3 protein-coding genes are annotated in these 6,117 nt (G+C 67.8%); 1 reads left to right on the top strand and 2 read right to left on the bottom strand.

All coding sequences use genetic code 11. The features are described from left to right. Window positions 1-163 precede the first annotated feature (163 nt). Entirely contained in the window at window positions 164-955 is a 792-nt protein-coding gene (locus D7V80_RS25995; RefSeq protein ID WP_120564782.1) for a ParA family protein, read from the bottom strand. A 3,715-nt stretch (window positions 956-4,670) separates the two neighbouring features. Beyond that, entirely contained in the window at window positions 4,671-5,063 is a 393-nt protein-coding gene (locus D7V80_RS25990; RefSeq protein WP_120590722.1) for a VOC family protein, read from the bottom strand. A 99-nt stretch (window positions 5,064-5,162) separates the two neighbouring features. Between D7V80_RS25990 and D7V80_RS25985 the strand changes: the two genes are divergently transcribed. Then, on the top strand, window positions 5,163-6,116 hold the full coding sequence (locus tag D7V80_RS25985) for an oxidoreductase (RefSeq protein WP_120590723.1): 954 nt from the start codon (window positions 5,163-5,165) through the stop codon (window positions 6,114-6,116). Window position 6,117: the final 1 nt, after the last annotated feature.

Genomic DNA, 6,117 nt, shown 5'->3' with positions numbered 1-6,117 from the left:
GGCCCCGGCCCAGGGCGCGCTTCTGGGTGTCTGCGTTCTTCTGCACGGCGGTTGGGAACTCCCCGCGCCGGAGTGGGACCGGCGCGCATGGGCCTTGGGTGCTTCACGGCGAACCGGGCACCCGGTCCCACCATTCACTTCTCTCTATTAAGGAGGCGACCGGTCAGGCGACCCGGCGCTTGGACGGCTTGGGGGAGTCCCGGCGCATCAGCTCGCGGCCCAGGGCCAGGTAGCTCTCGCAGCCCTTGGACTTGATGTCATAGAGGATGATCGGCTTGCCGAAGGACGGGCACTCGGACAGGCGCACGTTGCGCGGCACGACGGCCTGGAAGACCTGGTCCTTGAAGTAGCCGCGCACCTCGTCCACGACCTGGTGGGCGATGTTCGCGCGCGCGTCGAACATGGTGAGGAGGATGCCCTCCATCTTCAGCGAGGGGTTGAGCCCCTGCTTGACCAGGTCGATGGTGTGCGTGAGCTGGGAGAGGCCCTCCAGCGCGTAGTACTCGCACTGGAGCGGGATGAGGACGGAGTCCGCGGTCACCAGCGCGTTGAGCGTGAGCAGGCCGAGCGAGGGCGGACAGTCGATGATGATGTAGTCGTACTTGTCCTTGAGCGGCAGCAGGGCTTCGCGCAGGCGGAACTCGCGGCGCTCCTGGTTGACGAGTTCGACCTCCGCGCCGGTGAGGTCGGGCGTGGCGGGGATGACCTGGAGGAAGCGCAGCTCGGTGGGGTGGATGAGCTCCGAAGCGGGGCGGCCGCCGAGGAGTGCGTCGTAGACGGTGCCGGTGAGGTTCTCGCGCTTGAGGCCCAGGCCGCTGCCGGCGTTGCCCTGGGGGTCCATGTCCACCAGCAGGGTGCGGCGCTCCGCGGAGGCGAGGCTCGCTGCAAGGTTGATGGCGGTGGTGGTCTTTCCCACGCCGCCCTTCTGGTTGGAGATGCAGATGATACGACCCACGTGGCCCATCCTCTCTCGCCCCGGCTGACGCCAGAGCCCCGCCCGCGGTTCGCGCGGACGTGCGCGCGAATCGGGGCCTGATCAGGCAGCTAGCACGGGGTTCGAGGACGGATCAATTTCCCATCCAAGGTGGGACGAGAGCCCTGCCCGGCCCCTCGCTCTGGGGCCCGTGGATGGCCGTGAGCGGTGGGAATTCGCGCGGCTGAGGGTGGCTGCGAGTGCCTGCTCGGCTGCTTTCCGGGTGGCGATTCCGTGCGGGGCGGAAGGGTGTTGGGTTTTTCAGGGGGTCCGCGCGCGGTGGGTTCGTGGCGGCGGCTTCACGCCGTTCGCGGGTTCGAAGTTTCACGTGGAACCGGTTCGGCTTCGTGGGTCCGTGCGGCGGGTGGATTTCGCGCGAGCCGGTTCAGGGACGCGGTCGGCGCGTTGGGTTTGGGCGTCCGGTTCGGGTCCGCGTTCAGCCGCGGCGGAGTTGGAGCCGGTTTGGGGATGACGTGGCCACGTGAGTCCGCGCGCCGGTCCGGCGACTTCGGGTCGTGGGTTCTGGATTCGCGGTGCCGTGGACGCAACGCGAGCACGCCGTTGAACCAGCGTGGCCTTTCGCGCGGGCGGAGGCGTTTCAACCATCCGAGGTGAGGGCCTCCGCGTGACGTCCACTTCCGCGGGCCCACTGAAGCGCCGACCGGATGCGCGTCCGTGTCCCGTTCAGGGACGGGACTGCGTGAACGGCGCACGGTTCGCAGTGCGCGCCGGATGGCTTCCAGTTCGACGCGCCAACCGGATGCGAAGTTCCGCCGAGCACGTGCGCGGAGCTGAGCCACCGTGCGTGGTGCCGTCATTTCATGCCGGCCGCGCCGGTCGTTTCACGTGGAACGCGTGTCGGCGCCAGCTGCTCCGCCATGTCGGCTCGGGTTCGCGAGCTGGCGGTTCATGGGGCGCACCACAAGGCACGGCGTCCAGCATCGGTCCGGTATGCGCGCGGACCGTGGATGCGATGCCTGGATTCGTGGCGTCGGACGGGCCGATACGGGCACCGGGTTTCCACCGTGAACCGTCATGACCGGCACCACAGCTTCGGACCCAGAGCCGCGCTTGATGGGGAACGCGTCACGCGATGCGAGTCCGCGCCTCATGACATGTGACGAGGCACCGGGTTCCCGTCCGCGCGCCCATCAGGTGGATGCGGTGGCCTCAGCCATGGCGACCGGCGGTTCCACGTGGAACTCGCGCCATGCCGCTGCGAGCACCGCGCCTCCTGTGCTTTTCGCGGACCTCGCCAACTGAAGCCGCGCATGTCAGGCGTTCCCGTGGACGCATCCGTTGGCGCGAGCAGCGCGATGCGAGGGGACGGACTGGGCAGGCCCCGCGCACCGCAGGCGGCGCATCGAAGGTGAGCCGGTTCACGCGGTCGGCGCTTCGCGGATACGAGCCGCGATGCGCACGGACTGGGCACTTCCCACGAACCCGGTTCACCGCAGGCGGCACATCGAAGCTGAGCTGGTCACGCGACCGGCGTCCCGCGGATGCGCACCGCGATGTGAAAGGACGGTCCGCCACTTCTCGCGAACCAGGTCCAACGCGGGCGGCGCAACGATGGTCAGCCGCGCGGCATGAGCGACCGTCACCGGATGCGAGCACCACCATGCGGAAGCACGGTCTGACTTTTCGGAACCGCGTCATTTGAAGGTCGTCCATCCAGGCCAGCCGTTCCACGTGGAACACGCCCGAGGCCGAGCACCGCTGTGCTGAGGAACGTCCGGCGCGTTTCGCGGACCACCCCAACGACGGGTCGCCCGTTCCACGTGGAACACGCGTGAGAGCACGAGCCTCGCCATGTGGAGAACTGGTCCGGCGTTCTCGCGGACCGCGCCCACCCACGACCTCTCCTTCGTGCCGTGCGTTCCACGTGGAACACGTGCGACCGTCCGAGCCTCTCCATGCGGCGAACCGGTCCGACGCTTTTCGCGAACCCCGCCAACCCAAGGCCGCGCATCCGCCGGCACGTTCCACGTGGAACAAGCTCACGCGACGGCGAGCACGCGATGCGGAGCGCGGCATCCCGCGCGGATCCCATCAGCCCGAGTCCGTGCTTCAGCACCGCTGCTTCAGGCGAACCACGCCATGCCATTTCGAACGGGCGGCGCGAAAGAAGCCCGGCCTCCGGCATGGCCAGCACCCGTTCCAAGCCATGGCCCAACGCAGGCCGTTCCACGTGGAACACGGTCACGCCATCACTGGCACGTGCGGCGAGCATCGGCCCAACATCTGACGTGACCTCTTCCGCGAAGAGACATCCACGCTTCCGCGAACACGGGCAGGTGGAAGCACGGGCCAGAAGCCGCGTGGTCAGACCATGCCCAGTCAGTGGATCCACGGGGACGTTCCACGTGGAACACGCCCACGCTTCCACGAACACGCGCAGATGAGGACCGGTCCCGCGCTGTCCATGGACCACGGCACCGCGAAGCGATGGATCCACCGGACGTTCCACGTGGAACACGCCGTCACCTCCATCAACTGCATCAAGCGCTGAACCCGCGGTGCTCGTTGCGCGGGATGCTCGCTTCAAGCGCCGCATCCATGCATGGACGTTCCACGTGGAACACGTCATCGAAGCCGCGAAGAGGAAGTGCCTGAACCACTTCAGGCACGCGCGATTCGAGCCGTGGTTGGGGAAGGAGCAGCCAGCCTGAGGCTCCCTTTCATCCACTGCGATTCGCCTTCGCCATCCATGAACCGCCGCATGGATGCCTGTCCGGATCCGTTACCCGATGGCCCACGAACCGCTGTGATGCGTGCCTGATGCGGAGCCGCTCATGCGGCCTCTTCTTCATCCCCCAACAGCACATCCGATGTGCTGTCCCTCACGCTGACGGCCGCAGTCCGGGCAACCGGGTGAGCCCCTTCTCGGAGCGTGTTCCACGTGGAACATGCGAAGCCGCATGAGCGCTGGCTCCCCTCCCCTTCGCCCCATCAAGCGCTCCAGGTCAGCCACGGTTCAGCGCCACGGCGACCAACTCCGCACCGCTTCAACGCTTGTTTCTCGGCGCCTCCACACGCGGACCGGAGGCCGGTCGTGTTCCACGTGGAACACCGGTCGTGCACTCAGCCCGTGCTTCCACTGCTTCGTCCTTTTCAGCGAGGCCCATCACGCACCGGATCCGGTGGGCGGCAGCTCATGCTTCGAAGCCCCGCGCATGCGCATGCCTCGGTTCGAATTGGCGGCGTGATGCGAATCCATCTGCATGTCCGTGCGCGGACAACGGCGTGAGTCCGGTCCTTCGTGCACGGGCCTTCACGCGACATCTCGTGGTGCTCAGCCAGAACTCGGACTCATCCCCTTCCGGGTCCATCCGCCGGCCCATCAGGCAGCACGTGTTCCACGTGGAACACGGAGCCGCAGGTCCCGCGAACGCATCCGGGCGACTCCGCCTTGGACGTTCCACGTGGAACAAGGAGCGTCCCAACGTTGGAGCAGGGGAACCGGCCCGCGTGTGCTTTCGCGTTGAGGCTTCGGACCTGCGTTTCATCCGCCTGGCGGTCCGTGGCTCAGACCAGTGCCGCGCCTCACCGTGACGGTCCCTGACTCCGCTTCATCACGCGGCTGAACTCGCGCACGTGTTCCACGTGGAACGCGGAGCCTCAGGTCCCGCGAACGCATCCGGGCGACTTCGCCTTGGACGTTCCACGTGGAACACGCACCGCCGTGCTTCACCGTTCAGCGCGACCAGGCGCCTTGCTGAAGCACGACGCGGTAGCCGTCCGGATCCTCGAAGGTCCTTCCGTTCGCATCCCAGTACGGATTGCGTGACGGCACCGGCGCGAAGCCCGCGGCCTCCATGCGGTGGACTCGCTCCGCCCATGCTTCCGGGTCCGGCACGTAGAACACCAGGAGGTGGTCCTCGGACGGAGCTCGCGGTGCTTCGTGTCCGCGCTCCACCGTGAACTCCAGGTGGTACGGCGCGCCCGCATGTCCGAGCATCACGCCGTCGAACCCCGCGTGGTCCTCGAATCCTCCGAGCACCTCGAAGCCCAACCCGTCCCGGTAGAAGCGCACCACCGCGTCCAGGTTCCGTGTCGGCCTCGCGACCCGCAGCTTCACCGCGTCCATGCGCTGCCCTCCCCTTCCCGGATCCGCATCCGGGTGGTGCCACACATAGGATGAATTGACGCTCTTTTCGCGCGGACCGCGGGCCTGCACCTTGTGCCCATGACCACGAAACAGCAGCCCCTGAACTCCGGCTTCGGCGCGACCACCACCGCACGCGAGGCCCTGGGCAACACCCGGCTCGATGGCACCGTCGCCATCGTGACCGGCGGCTACGCGGGCATCGGATTGGAGACCACCCGCACGCTCCATGCCGCGGGTGCCACCGTCATCGTCCCCGCGCGAACTCCCGACAAGGCGCGCGCCGCGCTCGCTGGATTGGAGCGCGTGGAGTTGGAGCCGTTGGACCTCATCGACCCGGCGTCCATCGATGCGTTCGCTTCGCGCTTCATCGCGTCCGGCCGGCCGCTGCACCTGCTCATCAACAACGCGGGCATCATGGCCTCGCCGCTCACCCGCGACGCGCGCGGGTTCGAGTCCCAATTCGCCACCAACCACCTGGGCCACTTCCAGCTCACCGCCCGGCTCTGGCCCGCGCTGAAGCAGGCGAACGGCGCGCGCGTGGTGTGCCTGTCATCGCGCGGCCACTTCTTCGCCGACGTCGACTTCGAGGACCCCTTCTTCCAGAAGCGCCCCTACGACAAGTGGGTCGCCTACGGGCAGTCGAAGACCGCGAACATCCTCTTCGCTGTCGGACTGGATGCGCGCGGTGAAGCCCATGGCGTGCGCGCGTTCGCCGTCCACCCCGGCGGCATCCTCACGGAGCTGGTCCGGTCCATGTCCGAGGAGGAGGTCCGCGCCTCCATCGAGAACTCCAACAAGGTCGAACCGCTGAAGACGCCGGAACAGGGCGCCGCGACCACGGTCTGGTGCGCGACGAGTCCCCAGCTCGCGGGCAAGGGCGGCGTGTACTGCGAGAACGTAGACATCGCCGTGATGGCGCCGCCCGACGCCACCATCCGGCGCGGCGTGAAGGACTGGGCCGTGGATCCGAAGCGGGCCGACCGGTTGTGGTCCGCGAGCGAGGCGTGGACCGGCGTTCGCTTCAACCCGTGAT

This window comes from Corallococcus sp. CA054B (assembly GCF_003611625.1).
Taxonomy (GTDB): domain Bacteria; phylum Myxococcota; class Myxococcia; order Myxococcales; family Myxococcaceae; genus Corallococcus; species Corallococcus coralloides.
This window is presented reverse-complemented; position numbering and strand designations above follow the sequence as displayed.